A 25,074-nucleotide genomic window follows, 5' to 3' on the forward strand; every position below is an offset into this window, starting at 1 on the left:
GCGACTACCAACCGTTCTTCAAAAACTCGCGCACCAGCGAAGCTACTCTTCGCCGATCCGTGCGATCCGAGCGCCCGTCATTGTCCACATCCGACGCCAATATCACCTCCAGTTCACCATCGTCATCAAGATCGTGAACCGCTGCTTTATAGGCAATTGTCGGCCCATCATGAAAATGCAGGCGTACCGTTTCCGGCGAGCCGTCAGCCGATGGATTCTGCGAGAAAATGCGCAAGTGCCGCGCCTCCCCTTCATCGCTGTTGAACCAGGCGCATTTCAAATACGTTTTGCTGAACGATGTGAGCCGTCGTCGATCCGCCTCAGTTGCCTTGCGCTGCAACCGGTATTCTTCGTAGAACTCAAAGTGCACGGTATCTGCCACACCCTTACCGCTTCGATCCTGTGCAATCACTTTCAAATAACGCATCCGTGCGCTTCCTTGGCAAAAACCCAGACTGCCCCGTTGCCGCAAGGCAATCCATCCTCCGTTTCGCTATTGCCCGTGGGACAACTCAGCGCGCCTCGCAGGACAAGACGTTCGCGGCTTTGCGTTTCAACACCTCGAGATCCATCACCGGCACCCACATTTCCTTGGCCAACTCATCCCACTGGCGCATCCGCAAACTGACCGCACACAACGGGTCTTGTTCGAAGGCTTCTGCCTCTTCAACGGTCATCACCCCGCCCTGATATTCCAGAGTTCGACGACTGGCTTCGCTCAAGCGCTCGTAGTACCCGGGCTCTTTCAGGGTCAGATAACGCTTGGCCTGAACGTGGTATTCCACCAACCGCGCCAGGCGTTCGCTGAAACCTGCGCGGCGCAAGTAATCAGCGCCCAGGCGTTCATGGCTGACCACGCCGAAACCGCCCATGTTCTCGGTACTTTCGGCGCAGATATGCCCGATGTCGTGGAAGAACGCTGCCAGCACCACTTCATCATCGAAACCTTCGGCCATGGCCAGTTCCGCCGCCTGGGACATGTGCTCGATCTGCGACACCGGCTCACCGATGTAGTCGCTGTCGCCAAAGCGTTCGTACAGCGCAAACACTTCGGCGATCACTTGTTCGTTGCGGCCCATCACATTTCTCCCAGCAAGGTGGCGACGTTTCGTTCGGCCATCGCCGGCCCGACACTCATGCCGACACCGGTGTGCATCAGTGCCACGCTCACGCCCTGCATTGGCCGCAGGAACGAGAACGGCCCCGGCCCTCGCGATCCATAAACACCCTGCCAGCGTTCGATCACTTGCACCTTGCAACCCAGCGTCTGCTCGGCCAGTTCAAGCATCCAGTTGTCCACCTGCTCGGCGTTGAACGGCGACGGGTCGCTACCGTAATGGTGGGAATCGCCGATGATCAACTCACCGTAAGGGGTCGGGCTGATCAACAAGTGAATGCCGTTTTCATGCAGGTGCGGTTCTTCTCGCACAATCTGAGCCTGCACCGCCGCCGCTTCGGGCAGATCGGCAAAGGCGCCGTAGTGCACGCAACTCAATCCGGTGAGCACCGCATGTTGCAGGTTGAGGTTGATGTGCGGCCGGGCGCGGAGCATTTGCAGGCGGCAGGTTTGCGGGTTGAGTGCGGCAATCGGCTCGGCGAGCAAGGTCTGATAATCGTGGCCGGAGCAGACGATGATCTGCTCGGCGCTGAAGGTCCCGGCCGTGCTGTGCAAGCGCCCCGGTTCGATGTCGCGCACCAAGGTGGAGAAGTGAAACTCGACGCCGAAGTCGCGGCGCAGGTAGTCGATCAGCGCAGGGATCGCTTCGCGGGAATACACCTGTTGATCATCGATGCCGTGTAACGCGGCGCGGTGATGGCTGAACTGGCCGCCGTACACATCGCGCAATGCAGCGCCGCGCAGCAGTTCGACGCGGTAACCGTGCTCCACCGCTCGGCCGCCGCAAAAGGCTTCCAACAACTGTTCTTCGGCTTCGGTTCGGGCGAACAGGTACGAGCCGTTGCGCTTGAGTTTGAGGCCGGCGTGTTGCCCCCACTGGCCCCAGATGTCACGACTGGCCTTGGCCAGTTCGAGCATCGGGCCTGGAGGCTGGCCGGTGACGAGGGCCTGGCCGAAGTTGCGAACCGAGGCACCGAGCGGTGTTTCGCTGCGTTCGAAAACGTTGACTTTTAGACCGCGTTTGGCGGCGGCGTAGGCGTGGGACAGGCCGAGAATGCCGGCGCCGACGATTAGCATGTCGCTGTGGTGTGTCATTAAGAGATGTCCTGAATTCATAACCGCTTTCGCGAGCAAGCCCGCTCCCACAAGGAGTACGCGTTCCCCTGTGGGAGCGGGCTTGCTCGCGAAGAGGCCCTGTCTGCCTGCGAAAATTTACTTGGCAACCACTTTCTCGGACTTGCCGTCATAGCGCTTGCGCCATTCAGTCAGGATTTCATCGCGGTTCTTCGACGCCCAGGCAAAGTCGTTCTTGATCAAACGCTGCTCGTAATCCGCCGGCAATTCGGTCTGCGGCTTAGCGATACCCGGCTGAGCGAGGACCGCGAAGTTCTCTTTATAAAGCTCCATCGCCGCAGGACTTGCCGAGAAGTCAGCCAGTTTCTTCGCCGCGTCTTCATGCTGTGTGCCCTTGATCACGGCGGTCGCTTCGATCTCCCAGCCCAGGCCTTCCTTCGGCAGGATGATGTCCAGCGGCGCGCCCTGGCGTTTCAGCTGAACAGCCGGGTATTCGAAGGAAATGCCGATCGGGAACTCACCCGCCGCCGCCAGTTTGCAAGGCTTGGAACCGGAGTGAACGTACTGGCCGATGTTCTGGTGCAGGTCGTCCATGTACTGCCAGCCCTGCTTCTCGCCGAAGGTTTGCAACCAGGCGCTGACGTCGAGGAAACCGGTGCCGGACGACGCCGGGTTCGGCATCACGATTTTGCCTTTGTACTCAGGCTTGGTCAGGTCCTGCCAGCTCACGGGTTTGGTCAAGCCCTGCTTCTCGGCTTCGACGGTGTTGAAGCAAATGGTCGCGGCCCAGACGTCCATGCCGACCCACGCGGGTGGGTTGGCGGCGTCGCGGTAGTTGCCGCCGATTTTGCCCAGGTCCTTCGGCGCGTAGCTTTGCAGCATGCCTTGCTGATCGAGGATCGCCAGGCTCGACGCGGCCAGGCCCCAGACGGCGTCGGCTTGTGGGCGCTCTTTCTCGGCCAGCAGCTTGGCGGTGATGATCCCGGTGGAATCACGCACCCACTTGATCTCGACGTCCGGGTTGGCCTTTTCGAAGGCGTCCTTGTAGGTCTTCAGTTGTTCGGCTTCGAGCGCGGTGTACACCGTCAACTCGGTTTTCGCCGCGAAGGCGTTCAGGCTGAAAGCAGTGAGGACAGCAGCGGCTAGGGCCAGGGGCTTGAACATGATCTTTTCCTGTTTGAGTTGGGGTTTGCGGGATTGGAATCAGTTGCCGGGCGCGGTCTGCCGCCAGGCCTGGGAACGGCGCAGCAAACCGCGCGAAGCCCAGGCCAGCAGCAGGGACACGCCCGCCGAGGTGAACAGAATCAGGGTCGACATCGCCGCCGCACCGCCGACGTTGCCGGCATCGTCCATGTTCAGCACTGCCACCGCCGCGAGGAGGGTGTCGGGGCTGTAGAGGAAGATCGCCGCCGAGACGGTGGTCATGGCCGAGACGAACAGGTAGCGCACGATGTCCAGCAGCGCCGGCAGGCAGATCGGCACAGTGACGCGCAGGTAATGCCGGTACAGCGGCGCCTTGAGCGACAGCGCAGCGGCTTCGAACTCGGCGTCGAGTTGGCGCAGCGCGGTGGTGGCGGTCATTTGCGCGGTGGTCAAATAGTGAGCAATGGTGCAGACCACCAGCAGCGTCATGGTCCCGTAGAGCACATGCAACGGGTTGCCGTTGAGGTTGAAGAAGAAGACGTAACCCAGGCCAAGCACCAGCCCCGGCACTGCCATCGGCACAAAGCTGAGCATGCGCAGGGTCAGGTTCAGTCCGCGCTGGCCCTTGGTTTTTTCCATCAGGTAAGCGCCGGTGAAGATCAGCACGCTGCCGATCAATGCCGTGCACAAGGCCATCTTCACGCTGTTGCCGTAGGCCAACCAACCACCACCGGCGGTGTCGTTGAACTGGTAGTGGTTAAGCGACAGCGACAGGTTGTACGGCCAGAATTTCACCAGCGATGAGAACACCGCCATGCCGAACACCAGCAGCAACACCGCGCAGATCAGCAGGACGATGGCCAGGTAGCAACCGTCGCGCAGCTTCGACGGTGCTGGCTTGAAGACTTGCGCCCTGCCGCTCATGGAATCGCCGTGACGCCGACGCAACCACGCATCGACCCCGAAACTGAACAGCGCCGGCAGCAGCAGGACCATGCCGATCAACGCGCCGCGACCAAATTGTTGCTGGCCGACCACGGCTTTGTAGGCTTCCAGCGCCAGCACTTGATAGTCGCCGCCGACCACCACGGGCACGCCGAAGTCAGTGATGGTCAAGGTGAATACAAGACAAAACGCCGCGAACACCGCCTGACGCGTCGCCGGCCAGGTGATGCTGCGAAAGGCTTTCGCCGGGCTGGCGCCCATGCTCGAGGCGGCATCGAACAGTCGCGCATCCGCCAGGGACAACGCCGACAGCAGAATCATCAAGGCGTGTGGGAAGGTGTAGATGACCTCACCCAGTACAATGCCCCAGAAGCCGTAGATATTGTCCGAGAGCAAACCACGCAACAGGCCCTGGTTGCCGAACAGATAAACCAGCGCAATGCCCGGCAACATCGACGGCGCCATCAGCGGCAACAGGGACATGCCGCGCCAGATGCCTTTGCCCGGAATCAATGTGCGTTGCAGAGCGTAGGCAAACAGGTAGGCCAGCGGTACGACAATCGCCGCGACGCTGAGGGACACTTTCAAACTATTACCGAGCAGCCAGTGGAAATTCGCACTGGTGACCAATTCACGGGCAGCGACCAGACCACCGCCCTGCCCGGCTTGCGAACTGAACCCGCGCCAGAAGATCGCCAGCAGCGGCATCAACACCGCCATGCCGAGCAACACCAGCAAAAGCAGTTTGCCGCCGACCACGAACACCCGGTCGCCAATCTCGGCACGGGAGGCCTGCCGAACCTGCTTGTGCGGTATCGGCAGCGCGATGTTCGCGCTCATCAGGCAAACACCTGCAGACTGCGCGGCGGCAAGGCGACCATGATCTGCTGTGCGCCGAGGCGCGGCATGGCTTCCGGCGCCAGCTCTGCCAGCAAGGCATGGCCCGGCAGTTGATCGAGTTCGAAGCTCATGCGGCAACGATTACCGAGGAAGGTGATTTCGCGAACTTTGGCCGGGAACAGGTTTTCTTCATGCACCAGCGGGTTGACGTTGATCGCCTCGGGGCGACAGAACAACCGGCCGGACGCGGTTTTCGCACTGCCGTCGGCCAGGCGCATGTTCAGGCCACCAACCCGGGCGTGGCTGTCGCTGCTGCGATGAAACGGCAACCAGTTGCCCTGACCGACGAACTCCGCCACAAACGGCGTCGCCGGGCGGTCGTAGATTTCCTGAGGCGTGGCGTATTGCTCGACCTTGCCGTTGTTCATCACGGCGATCCGGTCGGCCATCAGCATCGCCTCGTCCTGATTGTGGGTGACCATCAGGGTGGTGATGCCGAGGTTGCGTTGCAGTTGGCGCAGTTCGGTGCACAGGTGCTCGCGAACCCGGGCGTCGAGGGCGGACATCGGTTCATCGAGCAACAACAGCGAAGGCGCTGGTGCCAAGGCCCGAGCCAGTGCAACCCGTTGCTGCTGACCGCCGGACAACTGGCCGGGGTACTTTTTCTCACTGCCGGTCAGGCCGACCAGTTCCAGCATCTGACCGACGCGCTTGCGCACTTCATCGCGACCGTTGCCGGCCAGGCCGTAGGCAATGTTCGCTTCGACGGTGAGATTGGGGAACAGCGCGTAGGACTGAAACAGAATGCCGTAGTCCCGCGCCTGAGGTGCGAGGTGGGAAACATCGCGGTTGCCGAGGTACAACTCGCCGCTGTCCTGTTTCTCCAGCCCGGCAATGCAGCGCAACAAGGTGGTTTTGCCACAACCCGACGGGCCGAGTAGACACACCAGTTCACCGGCCGCGACGTCGAGGGAAACGTTGTCCAGCGCGGTGAACGCGCCAAAGCGTTTCTGCACGCCGCGCACTTTCATCGGGGCGCCGGGGTTGGTCAGGGCAGTTGCGATCGAGTTGTTCATGGACGGACCTCATCTAGCAGATGGGGCCATCCTAGAGTTGCAATGAGTCCGTCATGTGGCAGTGAGGCAAAAACGGCTGATAGTGGTATTCAGGGATTTGGGTTGACCTCAAAAGATCGCAGCCTTCGGCAGCTCCTACATGGATTGGCGTATACCTGTAGGAGCTGCCGAAGGCTGCGATCTCTTGATCTTTAAACCGGCGCCATTTCCTGCGCCAACCCGAGAAAAGCCGCTGGCAGCCGCGCGCCTTTGCGCTCCTTGAGGCAATACAGATATTCGGGAATCTGTGGTGCATTCTCGAGGGTCAGCACCCGCAACTGCGGATCATGCGGCACTTCCTGTCGGGCGATGATGCTGATGCCGATGTTGCGCAACACCGCCTCGCGAATCGATTCTCGGCTGCCAATCTCCAGCAATGGCCCGAAACTCACCCCGGCGCTGGCCAGCAACTCTTCGGTCAACCGTCGGGTGGTCGAGCCCGACTCCCGCATCAACAGCGTATGCCCGGCCAACGCACTGAGTGCCACATGATCATGCACGGCCAACGGGTGATTGCGATGCACCGCCAGCACCAGTGGATCGCTGCCGAGCACCCGGCGAATCAGCCGCGCATCGTCGAGCAATTGCGAGGAAGCGGCGACATCGACCCGGTAATCTTCCAGCGCTTCCAGCACCTGCTGGGAGTTGCCGATTTCCACCGACACCTCTACCTGCGGCAAGCGTTCCCGAAAAGTCTTCACCAGATCGAGGATGTAATACGGCGCCGTGGCCGCAATGCGCAACGTACCCTGGACCTGACCACTGTTGCGCAGGAAGAACTCGATATCGGCCTCCTGCTGCAACAACATCTTGACCATCGGCAGCAACCGCGCGCCTTCGTCACTGACGCTGAGGCGGCGGCCGCCACGGTAGAACAGTTCAACCGAGTACTGGCTTTCCAGGTTGCGGATCTGCGTGGTGACCGTGGGCTGGCTCAAGCCGAGCTTTTTCGCCGCCAGGGTAATGCTGCCCAAGCGGGCCACCATGTAAAACGCCTTCAGCTCGGCACTCAGCACAGCCGTCCCTCATCGTTTATTTGCGCAACAGGCGCAAACCGTTGAACACCACCAACAGACTCACCCCCATGTCGGCGAACACCGCCATCCACATGGTGGCGAGCCCGGCGAAGGTTACCCCAAGAAAGATCGCCTTGATGACCAATGCCAGCGCGATGTTCTGTTTGAGGATGCTCGATGTCTGCCGCGACAAACGAATGAATGCGGGAATCTTGCGCAGATCGTCGTCCATCAGGGCGACATCAGCCGTCTCGATGGCAGTATCGGTGCCCGCGGCGGCCATGGCAAAACCGATCTCGGCCCGCGCCAGTGCCGGCGCATCGTTGATGCCGTCACCGACCATGCCGACGTTATGGCCCTGCGCATAGAGTGCTTCGATGGCTTGCAGCTTGTCGGTCGGCAGCAAATCGCCCTTGGCCTCGTCGATGCCGACTTGCGCGGCGATTGCTTGCGCGGTGTGGACGTTGTCGCCGGTCAGCATCAAGGTTTTGATGCCCAGTTCATGCAGTTGCTGGATCGCTTCGCGGCTGGATTCCTTGACCGTATCGGCCACGGCGAACAACGCCAACGGGCCGGACTTGTCGAGCAGCAGCACCACGGACTTGCCCTGCTTCTCCAGCGCAAACAGCTTCTCTTCCAGCGCCGGCGAGCACAGGTTCAGTTCTTCCACTAGCCGATGGTTACCCAGGTGGTAGGTCTGACCGTTGATCTCACCGCGTACACCGCGACCGGCCAGCGCTTCGAAGTTATCCACAGCCAGCGGCGCGAATTGTTTATCCACCGCCGCATTCGCGATGGCCAGCGACACCGGGTGATCCGAGCGACCCGCCAGCGCTGCCGCAATCGCCGGCGCCTCGGCATCAGCCGTTGGGACAAGCGACAGGTAATCGGTCTGCACCGGTTTGCCGTGGGTGATCGTGCCGGTTTTATCGAGCGCCAGGTAATCGAGCTTGTAACCGCCCTCCAGATACACGCCGCCCTTCACCAGAATCCCTTTGCGCGCTGCTGCCGCGAGGCCGCTGACGATGGTCACGGGCGTGGAGATTACCAGCGCACACGGGCAAGCGACCACCAGCAACACCAGCGCCCGGTAGATCCAGTCGAACCACAGCGCGCCCATGAACAGCGGCGGAATGACCGCCACCGCGAGGGCGAAGATGAACACGGCCGGGGTGTAGATTTTCGAAAACTGGTCAACGAAGCGCTGAGTCGGTGCCCGCGCACCTTGGGCCTGCTCGACGGCATGGATGATCCGCGCCAGCGTCGAATTGTTGGCCGCAGCAGTCACGGAATATTCCAGTGAGCCGGCCTGATTGATGGTACCGGCGAAAACCTTGTCGCCGACGGTCTTCTCCACCGGCAGGCTTTCGCCGGTGATGGGCGCCTGATCGATGGTCGAATTGCCGGACACCACTTCCCCGTCCAGGCCGATTCGCTCGCCGGGCCGCACTCGCACTCGTGCGCCCAGTTCGATGATTTTCACGTCCTGCTCAACCCAGCTGCCGTCGGCCTGCTGCACCGTGGCCTGTTCCGGGGTCATCTGCATCAAGCCGCCGATGGCGTTGCGCGCCCGGTCAAGGGACTTGGCTTCGATCAACTCGGCCACGGTAAACAGGAACATCACCATCGCCGCTTCCGGCCATTGGCCGATGAGGATCGCGCCCGTTACCGCGATGCTCATCAGCGCGTTGATGTTCAGGTTGAGGTTTTTAAGGGCAATCCAGCCCTTTTTATAAGTGCCGAGGCCGCCGCTGAGAATTGAGATCAGCGCGATCACCGCCACGACCCAGTTGGGCGCAGCGTTGGTGAAGTGGATAACTTCAGCGGCCAACGCACCGACGCCGGACACCGCCAATGGCCACCAGGGCTTTTTCTCGGGGGCCGGCGCTGGGGCTTCAACGCCTTGCTCCATTGGCTCGGCCTGCATGCCGAGGGACTTGATGGCGTCGATGATCGGCGCGGTGCTCGGCAGGTCATGGGTGACGCCCAGTACGCGGTTGATCAGGTTGAATTCCAGTTGCTGCACGCCCGCGAGTTTGCCCAGTTTGTTCTGGATAAGTGTCTGCTCGGTCGGGCAGTCCATGGCGTCGATGCGGAAGCTGCTCAGCCGTGCACCGTCGGTCGGCGTTTCGCTCAACTTGATCAGCGACGGCGCCGCCGCTTTGGAGGCACAGCAGGAATCCCCATGGCCGCCATGGTCGTGCTTCTGCACAGGCTGCAGCTTGTGGCTGTGATCATGATCGTGATCAGCTTCGTGTGTGTGATCGTGCCGGGAGTCGCTCATTGGTCGCGTCCATAAAGGTGCCTGTTGCCAAGTAAAGACCCTGTAGCCACTATAGGGTCAAGCACCCATTTGGAGATTGCCGTCATGAAGATCGGAGAACTGGCCAAACTCACCGACTGCGCCGTGGAAACCATTCGCTACTACGAGCGCGAAAACCTGCTGCCGGAACCGGCCCGCAGCGACGGCAACTATCGCGTCTACACCCAGGCCCACGCCGAACGCCTGACCTTCATCCGCAACTGCCGCACCCTCGACATGACCCTGGAGGAAATCCGCAGCCTGCTGGCCTTGCGCGACAGCCCGCAGGATCAGTGTGAAAGCGTGAATGCGCTGATCGACGAACACATTCAACACGTGAAAGCGCGGATTGACGGGTTGCTGGCGTTGCAGGCGCAACTGCTCGACCTGCGCCAACGCTGCGGCGAGGGGCCGGATATCGATCAATGCGGGATTTTGCAGCGGTTGGAAATTAGCGGTGGGGTTGTAGCGACGGAGGTTGAGCCTTCCCACGTGGGCCGCAGTCACGGCCACTGACACCCCTCTGTAGGAGCTGCCGAAGGCTGCGATCTTTTGATCTTTCTTTTTTAAGATCAAGATCAAAAGATCGCAGCCTTCGGCAGCTCCTACAGGGGGATCGCGGTGAGGTTTTAGACCGCCATCGGGGCGGTCATTGGGGCGTGGTGCTGATAGCCCTCGAGGGAGAAATCGCCAGGCTCGATCAACTCCAACCACTCCGGCTGGTACTCACCGGTCTTGGCAAACTCTGGCACACGGTCGCTAATCACCAGTTTCGGCATCGGAAACGGCTCGCGCTTGAGCTGTTCATTCAGCATGTCCAGATGGTTTTCGTAGACGTGGGCATCACCGATGAAATAGGTGAACCAGCGCGGCGTGTAGCCGGTCAGGCGACCGATCAGGCTCAGCAGCGCGGCGCCTTCGGTGAGGTTGAACGGCGTGCCCAGGCCCAGGTCGTTGGAGCGGATGTAGAGGGTCAAAGAGATCTCTTTAGTCTCGACATTCGGGTGGAACTGATACAGCAAGTGGCACGGCGGCAGGGCCATTTCATCGAGTTGGGCGACGTTCCAGCCGTGGAACAGAATACGGCGGCTGCCCGGGTCCTTGATGATGGTGTCGACGCACTGACGGACCTGGTCGATCGCCTTGTACAGCACCACGTAGGCCTGGCCGTCTTCTTCGCCTTCGGCGATCTGGCGGTAGCCTTGCTTCAGGGTCTGTTCGATGGCGGCCTGGTTGCTGACCGGGATCTGCTTGTAGGCCGGCCATTTGCGCCATTGCACGCCGTAAATCTCACCGAGGTCGTCTTCGCCCTGGCGGAACGGGTTGGCCAGCCATTGCGCGTTTTCGTTGGCGTTCTGGTCCCAGACCTTGCAGCCCAGCGCGCGGAACTCGGCGGCGTTGTTCACTCCACGCAGAAAACCACACATTTCGCCGATGGCCGATTTGAAGGCCATCTTGCGGGTGGTGATCGCCGGAAAACCTTCCTGCAGGTCATAGCGCAGCATCGCCCCCGGAAAACTGATGGTGTTCACGCCGGTACGGTTGGCTTGCTTGGTGCCGTTCTTGATGACGTGGGCGACCAGTTCGAGATATTGCTTCATGAGTTACCTGTGTCCTTGAACCCGGGAACCGTCGCCCCCGGGGTTCGAATTTATACGGCCGCTGCTGGAGTCGCCGGAGCGCGGTGATACGCCAGCCAGATCAGGAACAGGCCGCCAACGATCATCGGCACGCACAACACCTGGCCCATGGTCAGCCAGTTCCAGGCCAGATAGCCCAGTTGCGCGTCCGGTACACGGACGAATTCGACGATGAAACGGAAGATACCGTAGAACAGCGCGAACATCCCGGACACCGCCATGGTCGGCCGCGGCTTGCGCGAGAACAACCAGAGGATCAGGAACAGCGCCACGCCTTCCAGCGCGAACTGGTACAGCTGCGACGGATGACGCGGCAGTTGCGCAGGATCGCTGAACGGCGGGAACACCATCGCCCACGGCACGTCGGTCGCCTTGCCCCACAACTCGGCGTTGATGAAGTTGCCGATCCGCCCGGCGCCCAGGCCAATCGGCACCATCGGTGCGACGAAGTCCATCAGCTGGAAGAACGACTTGTTGTTCTTCTTACCGAACCACAACGCCGCGAGCATCACGCCGATAAAGCCGCCATGGAATGACATGCCGCCCTTCCACACTTCGAAAATCAGCGTCGGGTTGGCCAGGTAAGCAATCAGGTCGTAGAACAGCACATAGCCCAGGCGACCACCGACAATGACGCCCATCGACATCCAGAAGACCATGTCGGAGAGTTTCTCCTTGGTCCAGGTCGGGTCGAAACGGTTGAGCCGGCGCGACGCCAGCAGCCACGCACCGCCGATGCCGATCAGGTACATCAAGCCGTACCAGTGGATTTTCAGCGGACCGATGGCCAGGGCCACCGGGTCGATCTGCGGGTAAGGCAGCATTGCGACTCCTCGTTAGAGTTGAAACCTTCAAAATTCCCGGGCGACGCTGCCACCTCAGGATTAAGCCAGCATTGCGACGCGTGCTAGAGCAGGAAGCTCAGGCCTACGCAGAACAGCAAAGCGGCGAACAGGCGTTTCAGCAACTTCGGCGACAGCCTGTGGGCCAGTCGTGCGCCGATGCGGGCGAAAAACATGCTGGTCAGGGCAATCCCCAGCAGCGCCGGCAAATAAATAAAACCGAGACTATGGGCCGGCAGCAACGGATCGTGCCAGCCCAGAATCATGAAACTCAATGCACTGGCCAACGCAATCGGCAGGCCGCAGGCCGACGAGGTGGCCACGGCTTGCTGCATCGGCACGCTGCGCCACGTCAGGAACGGCACGGTCAGCGAACCGCCGCCAATCCCGAAAATCGCCGAGGCCCAGCCAATCACACTTCCGGCCACGGTCAGACCGACTTTACCCGGCACCGTTCGGCTGGCCTTCGGTTTGACGTCCAGCGCCAGCTGCGCGGCGATGACCAGGGCGAATACGCCGATGATCTTCTGCAGATTCGGCCCTGAGATCGCTTCGGCGGTCAGCGCGCCGAAACCGGCGCCGATCAGGATGCCAACGGTCAACCAGGCAAAAATCGGCCAGCGCACGGCGCCACGGCGGTGATGCTCGCGTACCGCGTTGACCGAGGTAAAGATGATCGTTGCCAGGGACGTGCCGACCGCCAGGTGAGTCAGGATCGACGCGTCGAAGCCCTGCAAGGTGAAACTGAACACCAGCACCGGCACGATGATGATCCCGCCGCCCACGCCGAACAGGCCGGCCAGCACGCCTGCGCAGGCGCCCAGCGCGAGATAGAGTAGAAATTCCATGGCCGCCCCCCAAATAAGAGCGGCATGGTAACGGATGCACCACCTCGAGCTCCACCATGCGGCGATGGATCGACAGGCAATGACTGCGTAGAGTGGGCAAAAAACACACAAGGATCACCTTATGTGCCTGATTGTTTTCGCCTGGCGACCGGGCCACGCCCAACCGCTGATCGTGGCGGCCAACCGCGACGAATTCTACGCCCGACCCAGCCTGCCCCTGGCGCAATGGCCGCATGCACCGCACGTCTATGCCGGTCGTGATCTTGAGGCCGGTGGTACCTGGCTCGGTATCGGCGCCAATGGCCGTTTCGCCGCGCTGACCAATATCCGTGATCCGCATCAACCACCCGCACGCACGTCACGGGGTGAGCTGGTGGCACGGTTTCTCAGTGGCGACATGCCAATGGAGGACTATTTAAGCGACGTTGTCCGGCGTTCGATGGAATATGCCGGGTTTAACCTGTTGATCGGCAATGCTAACGAGCTGTGGTATTTCAATGCGCGGGGGTCCGAGGCGGTGATGTTGCCTCCTGGGGTTTATGGATTGTCGAACGCCGGGCTGGATACGCCATGGCCCAAGTTACTGAGGGCGCGGACGGCGCTGGAGGAACTGCTGGACGATCCGCAGCCCCAGGCGCTGTTAGCGTTACTGAATGATCCGCAGACGGCGCCGTTTGCGGAGCTGCCGGATACCGGGGTGGGTCTGGCCACCGAGACATTGTTGTCGAGTGTGTTTATTGCCAGCCAGAGCTATGGGACGCGGGCGAGCACGGCGTTGATTGTTCAGGCCGATGGGACGCGGGTGATGGTCGAGCGGAGTTTCGGGCCGTATGGCGGGCATCTTGGGGAGGTTGAGATCAAGATCTAAAGATCGCAGCCTTCGGCAGCTCCTACAGTAGTACGCGTAACCCCTGTAGGAGCTGCCGAAGGCTGCGATCTTTTCGCTTTTAAAGGGTCTTGACCGAAGCCGGATTGATCATCCGCGCCAACCCAAGGTTCTTCAGCGCCAGTTGCAGCGAACTGTGGATAACCTGCGGGTTGTCGATGGTCATCAGCTCCGCCAGTAATTCCTTGGCCCTGCTCAGGTTGATCTGACGCAGCATCCACTTCACTTTCGGCAAGTTGGTGGCGTTCATCGACAAGCTGTCGAAACCCATCGCCATCAACAGCACCGCCGCCGCCGGGTCACCGGCCATTTCGCCGCAGATACTCACAGGCTTGCCTTCGGCATGGGCGTCACGCACCACGTTCTGCAAGGCTTGCAGCACCGCCGGATGCAGATAGTCGTAGAGATCGGCCACCCTCGGGTTGTTGCGGTCCACGGCCAGCAGGTACTGGGTCAAGTCGTTGGAGCCGACCGACAGGAAGTCCACCTGCCGCGCCAGTTCCTTGGTCTGATACACCGCCGCAGGGATCTCGATCATCACGCCAATCGGCGGCATCGGCACATCCGTGCCCTCATCGCGGACTTCGCCCCAGGCCCGGTGAATCAGGTGCAAGGCTTCTTCCAGCTCGTGAGTGCCGGAGATCATCGGCAGCAAGATCCGCAGATTGTTCAGGCCTTCGCTGGCCTTGAGCATGGCGCGGGTCTGGACCAGGAAGATTTCCGGGTGGTCAAGGGTGACGCGAATGCCGCGCCAGCCGAGGAACGGGTTGTCTTCCTTGATCGGGAAGTACGACAGCGCCTTGTCACCGCCGATGTCCAGGCTGCGCATGGTCACCGGTTGTGGATGGAACGCGGCGAGCTGCTCGCGATAAATCGCCAACTGCTCTTTTTCGCTCGGGAAACGCTGGTTGATCATGAACGGCACTTCGGTGCGGTACAGACCGACACCCTCGGCGCCGCGCTTCTGCGCACGCGCCACGTCCGCCAGCAAGCCGGTGTTGACCCACAGCGGCATGCGGTGACCATCGAGGGTCACACACGGCAGGTCCCGCAGCGCATCCAGCCCGAGAGACAGCTGTTTCTCTTCCTCGACCACTTCGGCGAACTGCTTGCACAGCACGTCACTCGGGTTTGTATAGACCTCGCCGTGGTAGCCGTCGACGATCATCTGGATGCCGTCGACCTTGGAATACGGCAGGTCGACCAGGCCCATCACCGTCGGGATGCCCATGGCTCGCGCCAGGATCGCGACGTGGGAGTTGCCGGAACCGAGTACCGAGACCAGGCCCACCAGCTTGCCTTCCGGCACCTCGCCGAGCATGGCCGGCGTCAGTTCTTCGCTGATCAGGATGGTGTTGTCGGGGTAAACCAGGGTCTGCTGACGCTCTTCCTGCAAGTACGCCAGCAAGCGGCGGCCAAGGTCCTTGACGTCCGAGGCACGCTCGCGCAGGTAGGCGTCGTCCATCAATTCGAAACGGTTGACGTGTTCGGTGACCACCTGCCGCAGCGCGCCCTGGGCCCATTGGCCGGTCTTGATCACGGTGGTGATTTCGCTGCCGAGCGAGGCATCGTCGAGCATCATCAGATAGACGTCGAACAGCGCACGCTCTTCGGGCCGCAGCTGGGTCGCCAGCTTGGCCGACAAGGCACGCATGTCGGCGCGCACGCCTTCGATGGCGGTCTTGAACAACCCCAGTTCGGCGGTGATGTCGGTGATGGTCTTGTCCGGCACCACGTCCAGATCGGCTGGTGGCAGCATGACCACCGCCGTACCGACGGCGGCACCGGGCGAACCCGGCACGCCGATGAACTTGGCTTCCTGGATACCCTTGCCCTGACGACCCAGGCCACGGATCGAACCGGTAGCCTCGGCGTGGGCAATAACGCCGGCGAGCTGCGCGCTCATGGTCACGAGGAAGGCTTCTTCACCTTCATCAAACTGGCGGCGTTCCTTTTGCTGAATGACCAACACGCCGACAACGCGGCGGTGGTGAATGATCGGTGCCCCGAGGAATGAGGCGTAGCGCTCTTCACCGGTCTCGGCGAAGTAGCGGTAGCGCGGGTGATCCGCGGCGTTTTCGAGGTTCAGGGGTTCTTCACGCGTGCCGACCAGGCCAACCAGACCTTCGTTGGGCGCCATGCTGACTTTGCCGATCGAGCGCTTGTTCAAGCCCTCGGTGGCCATCAGCACGAAGCGGTTGGTTTCAGGGTCAAGCAGGTAGACCGAGCAGACCTGGCTGCCCATGGCCTCTTTGACGCGCAACACAATAATCCCCAACGCCGCCTTGAGATCCTTGGCGGAGTTAACTTCCTGGACGATCTTGCGCAGCGTATTGAGCATGGCTCGGGGTCGAACTCCGTCGTCAGTCGCGCGTTAAAAGGCGCGGGGCAAGCTCTTTGAGAGCGCGTCGATACACCTCGCGCTTGAATGTCACCACCTGGCCCAACGGATACCAATAACTGACCCAGCGCCAGCCATCGAATTCCGGTTTACCGGTCAAATCCATCCGCACCCGCTGCTCGTTGGAGATCAGGCGCAGGAGAAACCATTTCTGTTTCTGGCCGATGCACAGCGGTTGGCTGTGAGTACGGACCAAACGTTGCGGCAAACGATAGCGCAACCAGCCCCGGGTGCAGGCGAGAATTTCAACATCTTCGCGCTCAAGACCCACTTCTTCGTTCAACTCGCGGTACAAGGCGTCTTCCGGCGTCTCCTGGGGGTTGATCCCTCCCTGTGGAAACTGCCAGGCATCCTGATTGATACGGCGAGCCCATAGCACCTGTCCGGCATCATTCGTGAGAATGATCCCGACATTGGGGCGGAAACCATCGGGGTCGATCACGGCAACAACCTCGCAAACGCATGTCGCCGCATTGTTCCACAAAGGTTGTGAAGGCAGCAACGAGCCGGCCAACCTTATGTGCACTCTTGTGAAAAGTCCGTATTCTGGGCGCCTTTCTACAGACTTTTCAGCGAGTAACTGCAATGCGGCTGGCTTTATTCGACTTGGACAACACACTTCTGGGCGGCGACAGCGACCACGCCTGGGGCGATTACCTGTGCGAACGTGGCTTTCTCGATGCCGTTGCCTACAAGGCACGCAACGACGAGTTCTATCAGGACTACCTGGCCGGCAAGCTGGATAACGCCGCCTACCTGAATTTTTGCCTGGAAGTGCTCGGCCGCACCGAGATGGCCACGCTGGCGCAATGGCACAGCGACTACATGCGCGACTGCATCGAACCGATCGTGCTGCCGAAGGCTATCGAACTGCTGGCCAAGCACCGCGCAGCTGGCGACAAGCTGGTGATCATCACCGCCACCAACCGTTTTGTGACCGGGCCGATTGCCGAGCGTTTGGGGGTTGAAACCTTGATCGCGACTGAGTGCGAGATGGTCGATGGCCGTTATACGGGGCGCAGCACTGACGTTCCATGCTTTCGCGAAGGCAAGGTGACACGGTTGAATCGGTGGCTGGAAGAGACCGGGTATTCGCTGGAAGACAGTTACTTCTACAGCGACTCGATGAATGATTTGCCGTTGTTGGAGCAGGTGACGCATCCGGTTGCGGTTGATCCGGACCCGAATTTGCGGGCTGAGGCCGAGAAGCGTGGTTGGCCGGTCATGTCGTTGCGTGATTGAAGATCAAAAGATCGCAGCCTTCGGCAGCTCCTACAGGGTTATGCGTACACCTGTAGGAGCTGCCGAAGGCTGCGATCTTTTTCGGTTCAACCCGGTTTCGCGCCCATCAGCCCGGCAATCGCGACAAAACAAACGAAGCTGAACAATGCCAAGGCAAACGTAAACCTACCACTGCCTCCCGGCGCCTTGCGCAGCTTGTTCAACCGTACCAGCAACCAGAACCAGCCCAACGCTGCCACGGTGTAAAGCACGCCGGAAGCCAGCAGCCAGGTCTGCCCCAACGGCCAGCCCACCAGATGCACCATCCACCAGCCGGTAAACGGCATGCTCAGCAACGCCAGGCCCATCAGCAGCCAGATGAACACCCGCGGCCGCTGCAGCGTCCGAGCGTGAGCCGTCGCATCGCCATTACGCCGCGTTCGCCAAACCCAGATCGCCAAGCCCAGCGCACTGAGCAACAGCAACACCGTCGCCACGACATGGGCCACTTTCAGGGCGGTTAACGTTTCCATCGTTCGATTTCCTTATGACCTGCCCATCAGCGTAGCCGCTCAACCAAGAAACAGCAGATAGGCCGGGTTGTCGCTTTCGTCCCAGTACGGGTAGCCGATTTCTTCCAACGCTGCGGGCACCAGATGCCGTTCTTCGTGAGGCACTTGCAGCCCCGCGACCACCCGACCATCCGCCGCACCGTGATTGCGGTAGTGGAACATCGAGATGTTCCAGCGCCCGCCAAGCTTGTTGAGGAAGTTGAACAGCGCACCCGGTCGCTCCGGGAACTCGAAGCGCAGGATCACTTCATCGACGACGTGAGCCGCACGACCGCCGACCATGTGGCGGATGTGCAGCTTGGCCAGTTCGTTATCGGTCAGGTCCAGCACCGGGAAACCCTGTTCGCCGAGGCTGGCGATCAGCGCGCTGCGCGGGTCGTTTTCCGGGTGCGTCTGTACGCCGACGAAAATGTGCGCTTCGCTGCCGGTGTTGTAGCGGTAGTTGAATTCGGTGATCTGACGCTTGCCGATGGCTTCGCAGAACGCCTTGAAGCTGCCCGGTTTCTCGGGGATGGTCACGGCGATGATGGCTTCGCGACCCTCGCCCAGCTCGGCGCGTTCGGCGACGTGGCGCAAGCGGTCGAAATTGACGTTGGCGCCGGAATCGATGGCCACGAAGGTGTGCCCGGTGACGCCATTCAGCTCGACGTATTTCTTGATCCCGGCCACGCCCAAGGCACCGGCAGGCTCAGTGATCGAGCGGGTATCGTCGTAGATGTCCTTGATTGCCGCGCAGATTTCATCGGTGGTCACGGTGATCACGTCATCGACATAGTCTTTGCAGATGTCGAAGGTGTGCTGGCCAATCTGGGCCACCGCGACGCCGTCGGCGAAGATGCCCACGGTCGGCAGCACCACACGCTCGCCAGCGGCCATGGCGGCTTGCAGGCAATTGGAATCGTCCGGCTCGACGCCGATGATTTTGATTTCCGGGCGCAGGTACTTCACGTAGGCCGCGATGCCGGCGATCAGACCGCCGCCGCCCACCGGGACGAAAATCGCATCCAGACGGCCAGGGTGCTGACGCAGAATCTCCATGGCCACCGTGCCCTGCCCGGCAATGGTGTGAGGATCGTCGTAGGGGTGAATGTAGACGTAGCCTTTTTCGTCGACCAGTTTCAACGAGTAGGCCAGGGCTTCCGGGAACGAATCCCCGTGCAGCACCACTTTGCCGCCCCGGGAGCGCACACCTTCGACCTTGATTTCCGGGGTGGTCTTGGGCATGACGATGGTGGCTTTCACGCCCAGCACTTTCGCCGCCAGGGCCAGGCCCTGTGCGTGGTTACCCGCCGACGCAGTGACCACACCGCGTGCGCGCTCTTCATCGCTGAGCTGAGTCAGCTTGTTGTAGGCGCCACGAATCTTGAACGAGAACACCGGCTGCAAGTCTTCACGCTTGAGCAAAATACTGTTGCCCAGCCGCTCGGAGAGCTGGCGCGCAGTCTGCAATGGGGTTTCTACGGCAACGTCATAAACGCGCGAGGTGAGGATCTTTTTGACGTACTGTTCGAGCATCGGAAAGCATCACTGGGCGGGTTGGGCAGGGCCAACGAGTCTAACCCGGCTTTCGCCTAAGCGACCACACTAAACCGGTGGTTTTAGACACGGGAAAAGGTCATGACCTGTCGTAGGAGCGAGCTTGCTCGCGAAAAACCCAAGGGCGCCGCGGGGTATCCGGTTTTACGCGTTATCGTTCACGACCATCGCGAGCAAGCTCGCTCCTACGGTAATCCGGGGTGAAGGTGTGCGCATTTGACCCGCCAATCGGGCAATGACCTTCCCCATCGCGAGGCCTATAATGCCGGCCTTTCGTTTCTCCTCTTCGGCACCTCGGAGCCCGCATGACCCAGGATCAACTCAAACAGGCAGTGGCTCAGGCCGCCGTCGACTTCATCCTTCCGAAACTCGACGACAAGAGCATCGTCGGCGTCGGCACCGGCTCCACCGCCAATTGCTTCATCGATGCCCTGGCCCGGCACAAGGGTGCGTTCGATGGCGCGGTCGCCAGCTCCGAAGCCACCGCCGCGCGCCTCAAGGGCCATGGCATTCCAGTGTATGAGCTGAATACCGTCAGCGACCTGGAGTTCTACGTCGACGGCGCCGATGAAAGCGACGAGCACCTGAACCTGATCAAGGGCGGCGGCGCAGCCCTGACCCGCGAGAAGATTGTCGCGGCCGTGGCCAAGACTTTCATCTGCATCGCCGACGCCAGCAAACTGGTGCCGGTCCTCGGCGCGTTCCCGCTGCCGGTCGAAGTGATCCCGATGGCCCGCAGCCATGTGGCCCGCGAACTGGTGAAGCTCGGTGGCGACCCGGTTTACCGTGAAGGCGTGCTGACCGACAACGGCAATATCATCCTCGACGTGTTCAACATGCAGATCACCAACCCCGTGGAGCTGGAAAGCCAGATCAACGCCATCGTCGGCGTAGTCACCAACGGCTTGTTCGCGGCACGTCCGGCGGATTTGTTGTTGCTGGGTACCAGCGAAGGCGTGAAAACCCTCAAGGCCTGATACCTCGCACCTCCCGTAGGAGCTGCCGCAGGCTGCGATCTTTTGATCTTCGGCAATATTGTTGGCCCAAACGATCAAAAGATCGCAGCCTGCGGCAGCTCCTACAGGGGTGTTGATTAGGGTTGCGGTGGTTTTTTGAAGACGTAGAACAGGTTCGGTTCGCTGACGAGATAGAGAGTGCCGTCGTCATCCATGGCGATGCCTTCCGCTTGCGGCACTGTCTTTTGCAACCCCTGACGCCCCTTGTTCAGTGACAGGGTGCTCAGCGGTCGCCCGTCCACATCCAGCTCCAGAATTAGCCGCGATTCGTCGGATAACGCCAGCAGATGGCCGCTGCGCTCATCGTATTGCAGGCTCGACAGGTCTCGCACAAACATCCCGGCATCGCGTTTCGGGTTGTTGACCACATGCACTGCGTAGGATTTTTCCGGGTTGTAATGCGGAAAACCCTGCACCTCGTAAATCAGCATCGGGTCGCGCTCCTTGGCAACGAACAGCCGCTTGCCCACCGAATCGTAAGCCAGCCCTTCGAAGCCCTTGTTGCCGCTCATGTGCACGCCGAGGGTCATCTGTTCGGCATCCGCCGCATCGAGGAACGTGGTGTCCTGTTCAAGATGAATCTTGATCAGGCGATGCTGATGCTCGTCGGTGATCACGTAAGTGTCGGCGCTGATGAACTCCACTGCTTCCGGGTCGCCAAAACCGACCAGTGCGATGCGCCGGATAATCCGCCCGTCCAGCGAGAGTTCGATCAACTCGGAGTTTTTGTTGGTGACCGTGAACAGGCTTTTGCGCACCGGATCGAACGTCAGCGCCGACACATCGTCGTCCAGGCCGTCAATCACCCGCGCTTCGACCGTGACCTGATAGCGATCCAGACCGATGGACAGCTCGCTCTCCGGCTGCCAAAGCGTGTGCAGATTGAACCAGGCACGTTCGAACAGGCGCATGTATTGGCCGACCGCGGCCAGCGCGATCAGTGCAATCACTGCCAGGATCAGAATCAGGGGTTTGGGGCGGGCAAGTCGGCGCATTCAGGGAAGCTCGGAGACAAAACAGGCGGATGAAATATCACGCCTGTATGAATTCAAGCTTAATGGCCAGCTGCGCTGAACCACAACTTCCGAATTCGCCCCCTGTAGGAGCTGCCGCAGGCTGCGATCTTTTGACCTTGACCTTCGGCAGCTTCAGCATCGCCAGAAGATCAAAAGATCGCTGCCTTCGGCAGCTCCTACAGGGGTGCGGTGTTGTTTTCCAAAGCGGCAGAACAGGGTCGGGGTTGTTTTTCGAAGCAGTGGAGCGGTTTTATTTCTGCTTTTCGAAGCGATAGAACAGGTTCGGCTCGCTCACCATGTACAGCGTGCCGGCTTCGTCCATGGTCACGCCTTCGGCGCGAGGGATGGTCTTCTCCAGACCGTTGAAGCCACCCAGCAACGTCATGAAACTGACTTGTTCGCCCTTCTCGTCCAACTCCAGCAACAAGTGCGAGTCGGCGGACAGCACCAGGGTGTGGCCCGTGCGCGAATCGATGGCCAGGGCTGACAGGTTACGAATGTCCAGTTCGTCACTGGCAAGCTTCTGCTTGTCGCCGGTGAGGGTTTGACCATCGCTGCTTTTCCAGGTGAACAGCGCCGGAGGACGCTCTTCACCCAGCAACATTTGCCGATTGCGCGCATCCCAGACAACGGCTTCGAACGCCTTGTTCTGGTCTTTTGAAGGACCGAGGTCGTATTTCGGGAAGTTGGCGATGTTCAGTTCGCGGGTATCGGCATCGACCTTGACGATGGTGAGCAGGTGTTGGCGCTCATCGACGATGGCCAGCAGGCCATTGCCCATGACGGTCACCGCTTCCGGGTTGCTCCAACCTACCAGCGGCATCTTGCGCAACACGTCGCCCTGCAAGGTCAGTTCGACCAGGAACGGGTTTTTGCCCATCACCGAAAACAGGGTTTTGGTTTGCGGGTCGTAGGCCAGGTCCGACGCTTCATCCTTTTCCATGCCCGGTAGCCGCTTGGCATCGATGACCGCATGGTAATCCGGTAGCCAGATGCTGGCCTGACGTTCGCTTGGGGTTTCGAAACGCTCATGCAACCACAGCACACCGCGATCATCCCAATGCATCGCAAACGCGAGGCCGTAGCCCGCCACGAGAGCCAGCAAAAGCCAGTAATACCAGCGCATGAAGAAGCGGGGGCGGCGAGGGGTTTGCAGCGTCGGGAGCGGTTGCGTTGCCATCAGGGGATGCGTTCCAGAAATTCAGGCCAAAGGTAATAGCACAAACGGGCAGGCTCAGACGCCAGAAGCCCCGGGCGACAAAGCCCTGTGCGGGCAGCCAAGATCAAAAGATCGCAGCCTTCGGCAGCTCCTACAGAATCGGTGTAGGAGCTGCCGAAGGCTGCGATCTTTTGCTTTTTTAGCGGACGCTGCTGGTGAAGCTGCTGGCGCCTGGCAACTCCAGGACCAGCTCGTCGCCGACATTCAGCGGGCCAACGCCCACCGGCGTTCCGGTGAGGATCACGTCACCGGCCTGCAGCGAGAAGCAGCCGGCCATGTGCTGGATCATCGGCACGATCGGGTTGAGCATGTCCTTGCTGTTGCCATCCTGGCGCACTTCGCCATTGATGGTCAGGCGAATGCCGATGTCGGTCAGGTCGGCAAAGGTGCTGCCAGACACGAAAGGCGCAATCACCGCCGCGCCGTCGAACGACTTGGCGATTTCCCAGGGCAGGCCTTTGGATTTCAGCTCGGCCTGCTTGTCGCGCAGCGTCAGGTCCAGGGCCGGGGCAAAACCGGAGATGGCATCCAGCACTTCTTCACGGCTCGGTTTGGTCGACAAAGGCTTGCCGATCAGCACCGCGATTTCTGCTTCGTAGTGAACCGAGCCGCGCTCGGTCGGAATGGCAAAACCGCCTTCCAGCGACACCACACAACTGCCCGGCTTGATAAACAGCAGCGGTTCGGTAGGCACCGGGTTGTCCAGTTCCTTGGCGTGCTCGGCGTAGTTGCGGCCAATGCACACCACTTTCCCCAGCGGGAAGTGAATACGCGTACCGTCGACATACTGGTGCTGATAGCTCATTACCGACTCCTGGTTCGTAGCGCTTAAATTCAAAAGTCAAACAGCGAAAATCTTGCCTGGGTTCATGATGCCGTTCGGGTCGAACACCGCTTTGACGGCTTTCATGTACTCGATCTCAACCGGCGAGCGACTGTAGGTCAAGTAATCACGCTTGGTCATGCCCACGCCGTGCTCGGCGGAAATCGAACCGTTGTACTTCTCGACGGTTTCGAACACCCACTTGTTCACGGTCGCGCACTTGGCGAAGAACTCGTCTTTGCTCAGGTTATCCGGCTTGAGGATGTTCAAGTGCAGGTTGCCGTCGCCGATGTGGCCGAACCAGACGATTTCGAAATCCGGGTAGTGCTCACCGACGATCGCGTCGATTTCCTTCAGGAACGCCGGGACTTTCGACACAGTGACCGAAATGTCGTTTTTGTACGGCGTCCAGTGGGAAATGGTTTCGGAGATGTATTCGCGCAGCTTCCAGAGATTCTGCAGCTGGGTTTCGCTCTGGCTCATCACGCCGTCCAGCACCCAGCCCTGCTCGACGCAGTGCTCGAAAGTTTCCAGCGCATGGTTGGCCACTTCTTCAGTGGTCGCTTCGAATTCCAGCAGCGCGTAGAACGGGCAATCGGTTTCAAACGGCGCTGGCACGTCACCGCGCGCCATGACCTTGGCCAAGGCTTTGTCGGAGAAGAATTCGAAGGCGGTCAGGTCGAGTTTGCTCTGGAACGCGTGCAACACCGGCATGATCGAGTCGAAGTCAGTGGTGCCGAGCACCATCGCAGTAAGGTTTTTCGGCGCACGGTCCAGACGCATGGTCGCTTCGACCACGAAACCGAGGGTGCCTTCAGCACCGATAAACAGCTGACGCAGGTCGTAGCCGGTGGCGTTCTTGATCAGGTCGCGGTTCAGTTCCAGCAGATCGCCCTTGCCGGTGACGACTTTCATGCCTGCTACCCAATTGCGGGTCATGCCGTAGCGAATGACCTTGATCCCGCCGGCATTGGTGCCGATATTGCCGCCAATCTGGCTCGAACCTGCCGACGCGAAGTCCACCGGGTAGTACAGGCCTTTTTCTTCGGCCACGTTCTGCAAGTGCTCGGTGACCACGCCTGGCTGGCACACGGCGGTGCGGTCGGTCAGGTTCACCTCGAGAATCTGGTTCATGTAGTCGAAGGACACGACCACTTCGCCATTCGCCGCGACGGCAGCAGCGGAAAGCCCGGTACGACCACCGGACGGCACCAGTGCCACCTTGTTTTCATTGGCCCAACGGACAATGGCCTGGACCTGCTCGGTGGTCTTGGGGAACACGATGGCGGTCGGGGCCGGGGCGAAATGCTTGGTCCAATCCTTACCGTAAGCATTCAGGGAGTCGGCATCGGTCAGCACCTTGCCAGGCTCAACCAGGGTCTTCAGCTCTTCAATCAGGGCAGGATTGGTCATCGACAGAACTCTCGAACAATTCATGGTCATCCTGAGAACGCTTCACGTCGCAGGAATGAGTGTTTAGCGGGGTGCATATGCTAGCATAC

General features: G+C 60.5%; 23 protein-coding genes. 4 read left to right on the plus strand and 19 right to left on the minus strand.

Annotated elements, in window-relative coordinates; genetic code table 11:
- Nucleotides 1-4 precede the first annotated feature (4 nt).
- The 8 genes from ACA052_RS27485 to ACA052_RS27520 all read right to left on the minus strand — a co-directional run bounded on the left by ACA052_RS27485 (nucleotide 5) and on the right by ACA052_RS27520 (nucleotide 9,534).
- The gene (locus tag ACA052_RS27485; protein WP_497647610.1) at nucleotides 5-427 is read right to left on the minus strand and encodes a hypothetical protein; all 423 of its coding nucleotides are present in this window, start codon (nucleotides 425-427) and stop codon (nucleotides 5-7) included.
- An 85-nt stretch (nucleotides 428-512) separates the two neighbouring features.
- Complete coding sequence (locus tag ACA052_RS27490) at nucleotides 513-1,079, minus strand: phosphonate degradation HD-domain oxygenase (protein ID WP_497647611.1); 567 nt, start codon at nucleotides 1,077-1,079, stop codon at nucleotides 513-515.
- Nucleotides 1,079-2,212 carry a TIGR03364 family FAD-dependent oxidoreductase gene (locus ACA052_RS27495; RefSeq protein ID WP_497647612.1) on the minus strand — a complete coding sequence of 378 codons (1,134 nt, stop codon included), beginning with the start codon at nucleotides 2,210-2,212 and terminating at the stop codon, nucleotides 1,079-1,081. Before ACA052_RS27495 ends, ACA052_RS27490 begins: the two co-directional genes overlap by 1 nt.
- Nucleotides 2,213-2,329: 117 nt before the next feature.
- Nucleotides 2,330-3,355: a putative 2-aminoethylphosphonate ABC transporter substrate-binding protein gene (locus tag ACA052_RS27500; RefSeq protein WP_497647613.1), complete on the minus strand. Its 1,026-nt coding sequence runs from the start codon at nucleotides 3,353-3,355 to the stop codon at nucleotides 2,330-2,332.
- Between the two features lie 39 nt (nucleotides 3,356-3,394).
- Nucleotides 3,395-5,119, minus strand: a complete 1,725-nt coding sequence (locus ACA052_RS27505) for a putative 2-aminoethylphosphonate ABC transporter permease subunit (RefSeq protein ID WP_497647614.1) — start codon at nucleotides 5,117-5,119, stop codon at nucleotides 3,395-3,397.
- On the minus strand, nucleotides 5,119-6,195 hold the full coding sequence (locus ACA052_RS27510) for a putative 2-aminoethylphosphonate ABC transporter ATP-binding protein (protein WP_497647615.1): 1,077 nt from the start codon (nucleotides 6,193-6,195) through the stop codon (nucleotides 5,119-5,121). The genes ACA052_RS27505 and ACA052_RS27510 overlap by 1 nt, the downstream gene beginning before the upstream one ends.
- A gap of 191 nt (nucleotides 6,196-6,386) precedes the next feature.
- Nucleotides 6,387-7,250, minus strand: coding sequence for a LysR family transcriptional regulator (locus ACA052_RS27515; RefSeq protein ID WP_497647616.1), 864 nt, complete (start codon nucleotides 7,248-7,250; stop codon nucleotides 6,387-6,389).
- A gap of 16 nt (nucleotides 7,251-7,266) precedes the next feature.
- Nucleotides 7,267-9,534: a heavy metal translocating P-type ATPase gene (locus ACA052_RS27520; RefSeq protein WP_497647617.1), complete on the minus strand. Its 2,268-nt coding sequence runs from the start codon at nucleotides 9,532-9,534 to the stop codon at nucleotides 7,267-7,269.
- Between the two features lie 84 nt (nucleotides 9,535-9,618).
- Here ACA052_RS27520 and cadR point away from each other — a divergent pair, with 84 nt between their 5' ends.
- Nucleotides 9,619-10,068 (plus strand): Cd(II)/Pb(II)-responsive transcriptional regulator, encoded by a 450-nt coding sequence (cadR, locus tag ACA052_RS27525; RefSeq protein ID WP_497647618.1) that lies wholly within the window; start codon nucleotides 9,619-9,621, stop codon nucleotides 10,066-10,068.
- A 113-nt stretch (nucleotides 10,069-10,181) separates the two neighbouring features.
- Here cadR and ACA052_RS27530 read toward each other — a convergent pair whose 3' ends face one another.
- The 3 genes from ACA052_RS27530 to ACA052_RS27540 form a co-directional block, all read right to left on the minus strand.
- Nucleotides 10,182-11,153, minus strand: a complete 972-nt coding sequence (locus ACA052_RS27530; protein WP_497647619.1) for a thymidylate synthase — start codon at nucleotides 11,151-11,153, stop codon at nucleotides 10,182-10,184.
- Nucleotides 11,154-11,203: 50 nt separating this feature from the next.
- The gene (gene lgt / locus ACA052_RS27535) at nucleotides 11,204-12,016 is read right to left on the minus strand and encodes a prolipoprotein diacylglyceryl transferase (protein WP_497647620.1); all 813 of its coding nucleotides are present in this window, start codon (nucleotides 12,014-12,016) and stop codon (nucleotides 11,204-11,206) included.
- An 83-nt stretch (nucleotides 12,017-12,099) separates the two neighbouring features.
- Entirely contained in the window at nucleotides 12,100-12,882 is a 783-nt protein-coding gene (locus ACA052_RS27540; RefSeq protein WP_497647621.1) for a sulfite exporter TauE/SafE family protein, read from the minus strand.
- Nucleotides 12,883-13,003: 121 nt separating this feature from the next.
- On the opposite strand from ACA052_RS27540, the gene ACA052_RS27545 reads away from it, so the two are divergent.
- Nucleotides 13,004-13,750: an NRDE family protein gene (locus ACA052_RS27545; protein WP_497647622.1), complete on the plus strand. Its 747-nt coding sequence runs from the start codon at nucleotides 13,004-13,006 to the stop codon at nucleotides 13,748-13,750.
- A 79-nt stretch (nucleotides 13,751-13,829) separates the two neighbouring features.
- Here the strand turns inward: ACA052_RS27545 and ptsP are convergent, their stop codons facing one another.
- Together ptsP and ACA052_RS27555 are read right to left on the minus strand one after the other, a co-directional pair.
- Complete coding sequence (ptsP, locus tag ACA052_RS27550; RefSeq protein ID WP_497647623.1) at nucleotides 13,830-16,109, minus strand: phosphoenolpyruvate--protein phosphotransferase; 2,280 nt, start codon at nucleotides 16,107-16,109, stop codon at nucleotides 13,830-13,832.
- A 22-nt stretch (nucleotides 16,110-16,131) separates the two neighbouring features.
- A complete protein-coding gene (locus ACA052_RS27555) occupies nucleotides 16,132-16,611 on the minus strand; it encodes an RNA pyrophosphohydrolase (RefSeq protein WP_007945562.1) in 480 nt (159 codons plus the stop codon).
- Between the two features lie 143 nt (nucleotides 16,612-16,754).
- Here ACA052_RS27555 and ACA052_RS27560 point away from each other — a divergent pair, with 143 nt between their 5' ends.
- Entirely contained in the window at nucleotides 16,755-17,411 is a 657-nt protein-coding gene (locus ACA052_RS27560) for a histidinol-phosphatase (RefSeq protein WP_497647624.1), read from the plus strand.
- 86 nt (nucleotides 17,412-17,497) lie between these two features.
- Here the strand turns inward: ACA052_RS27560 and ACA052_RS27565 are convergent, their stop codons facing one another.
- Nucleotides 17,498-17,923, minus strand: coding sequence for a DUF2269 domain-containing protein (locus tag ACA052_RS27565; protein ID WP_497647625.1), 426 nt, complete (start codon nucleotides 17,921-17,923; stop codon nucleotides 17,498-17,500).
- Nucleotides 17,924-17,962: 39 nt separating this feature from the next.
- A complete protein-coding gene (ilvA, locus tag ACA052_RS27570; protein ID WP_497647626.1) occupies nucleotides 17,963-19,477 on the minus strand; it encodes a threonine ammonia-lyase, biosynthetic in 1,515 nt (504 codons plus the stop codon).
- Nucleotides 19,478-19,803: 326 nt separating this feature from the next.
- Between ilvA and rpiA the strand changes: the two genes are divergently transcribed.
- Nucleotides 19,804-20,475: a ribose-5-phosphate isomerase RpiA gene (gene rpiA, locus ACA052_RS27575; protein ID WP_497647627.1), complete on the plus strand. Its 672-nt coding sequence runs from the start codon at nucleotides 19,804-19,806 to the stop codon at nucleotides 20,473-20,475.
- A gap of 116 nt (nucleotides 20,476-20,591) precedes the next feature.
- Here rpiA and ACA052_RS27580 read toward each other — a convergent pair whose 3' ends face one another.
- The 4 genes from ACA052_RS27580 to ACA052_RS27595 form a co-directional block, all read right to left on the minus strand.
- Entirely contained in the window at nucleotides 20,592-21,509 is a 918-nt protein-coding gene (locus ACA052_RS27580) for an SdiA-regulated domain-containing protein (RefSeq protein ID WP_497647628.1), read from the minus strand.
- A 271-nt stretch (nucleotides 21,510-21,780) separates the two neighbouring features.
- Nucleotides 21,781-22,710, minus strand: a complete 930-nt coding sequence (locus ACA052_RS27585) for an SdiA-regulated domain-containing protein (protein WP_497647629.1) — start codon at nucleotides 22,708-22,710, stop codon at nucleotides 21,781-21,783.
- Between the two features lie 178 nt (nucleotides 22,711-22,888).
- On the minus strand, nucleotides 22,889-23,554 hold the full coding sequence (locus tag ACA052_RS27590) for a fumarylacetoacetate hydrolase family protein (protein WP_497647630.1): 666 nt from the start codon (nucleotides 23,552-23,554) through the stop codon (nucleotides 22,889-22,891).
- Nucleotides 23,555-23,590: 36 nt separating this feature from the next.
- On the minus strand, nucleotides 23,591-24,985 hold the full coding sequence (locus ACA052_RS27595) for a D-2-hydroxyglutarate dehydrogenase (RefSeq protein ID WP_497647631.1): 1,395 nt from the start codon (nucleotides 24,983-24,985) through the stop codon (nucleotides 23,591-23,593).
- Nucleotides 24,986-25,074 lie beyond the last annotated feature (89 nt).

This window comes from Pseudomonas sp. LBUM1644 (genome assembly GCF_059716195.1).

Coding starts and splice junctions, on each gene's coding strand:
- ACA052_RS27485 (WP_497647610.1), bottom strand. CDS start 427: ATGCGTTATTTGAAAGTGATTGCACAGGATCGAAGCGGTAAGGGTGTG.
- ACA052_RS27490 (WP_497647611.1), bottom strand. CDS start 1,079: ATGGGCCGCAACGAACAAGTGATCGCCGAAGTGTTTGCGCTGTACGAA.
- ACA052_RS27495 (WP_497647612.1), bottom strand. CDS start 2,212: ATGACACACCACAGCGACATGCTAATCGTCGGCGCCGGCATTCTCGGC.
- ACA052_RS27500 (WP_497647613.1), bottom strand. CDS start 3,355: ATGTTCAAGCCCCTGGCCCTAGCCGCTGCTGTCCTCACTGCTTTCAGC.
- ACA052_RS27505 (WP_497647614.1), bottom strand. CDS start 5,119: ATGAGCGCGAACATCGCGCTGCCGATACCGCACAAGCAGGTTCGGCAG.
- ACA052_RS27510 (WP_497647615.1), bottom strand. CDS start 6,195: ATGAACAACTCGATCGCAACTGCCCTGACCAACCCCGGCGCCCCGATG.
- ACA052_RS27520 (WP_497647617.1), bottom strand. CDS start 9,534: ATGAGCGACTCCCGGCACGATCACACACACGAAGCTGATCACGATCAT.
- cadR (WP_497647618.1), top strand. CDS start 9,619: ATGAAGATCGGAGAACTGGCCAAACTCACCGACTGCGCCGTGGAAACC.
- ACA052_RS27530 (WP_497647619.1), bottom strand. CDS start 11,153: ATGAAGCAATATCTCGAACTGGTCGCCCACGTCATCAAGAACGGCACC.
- lgt (WP_497647620.1), bottom strand. CDS start 12,016: ATGCTGCCTTACCCGCAGATCGACCCGGTGGCCCTGGCCATCGGTCCG.
- ACA052_RS27540 (WP_497647621.1), bottom strand. CDS start 12,882: ATGGAATTTCTACTCTATCTCGCGCTGGGCGCCTGCGCAGGCGTGCTG.
- ACA052_RS27545 (WP_497647622.1), top strand. CDS start 13,004: ATGTGCCTGATTGTTTTCGCCTGGCGACCGGGCCACGCCCAACCGCTG.
- ptsP (WP_497647623.1), bottom strand. CDS start 16,109: ATGCTCAATACGCTGCGCAAGATCGTCCAGGAAGTTAACTCCGCCAAG.
- ACA052_RS27560 (WP_497647624.1), top strand. CDS start 16,755: ATGCGGCTGGCTTTATTCGACTTGGACAACACACTTCTGGGCGGCGAC.
- ACA052_RS27565 (WP_497647625.1), bottom strand. CDS start 17,923: ATGGAAACGTTAACCGCCCTGAAAGTGGCCCATGTCGTGGCGACGGTG.
- ilvA (WP_497647626.1), bottom strand. CDS start 19,477: ATGCTCGAACAGTACGTCAAAAAGATCCTCACCTCGCGCGTTTATGAC.
- rpiA (WP_497647627.1), top strand. CDS start 19,804: ATGACCCAGGATCAACTCAAACAGGCAGTGGCTCAGGCCGCCGTCGAC.
- ACA052_RS27580 (WP_497647628.1), bottom strand. CDS start 21,509: ATGCGCCGACTTGCCCGCCCCAAACCCCTGATTCTGATCCTGGCAGTG.
- ACA052_RS27585 (WP_497647629.1), bottom strand. CDS start 22,710: ATGGCAACGCAACCGCTCCCGACGCTGCAAACCCCTCGCCGCCCCCGC.
- ACA052_RS27590 (WP_497647630.1), bottom strand. CDS start 23,554: ATGAGCTATCAGCACCAGTATGTCGACGGTACGCGTATTCACTTCCCG.
- ACA052_RS27595 (WP_497647631.1), bottom strand. CDS start 24,985: ATGACCAATCCTGCCCTGATTGAAGAGCTGAAGACCCTGGTTGAGCCT.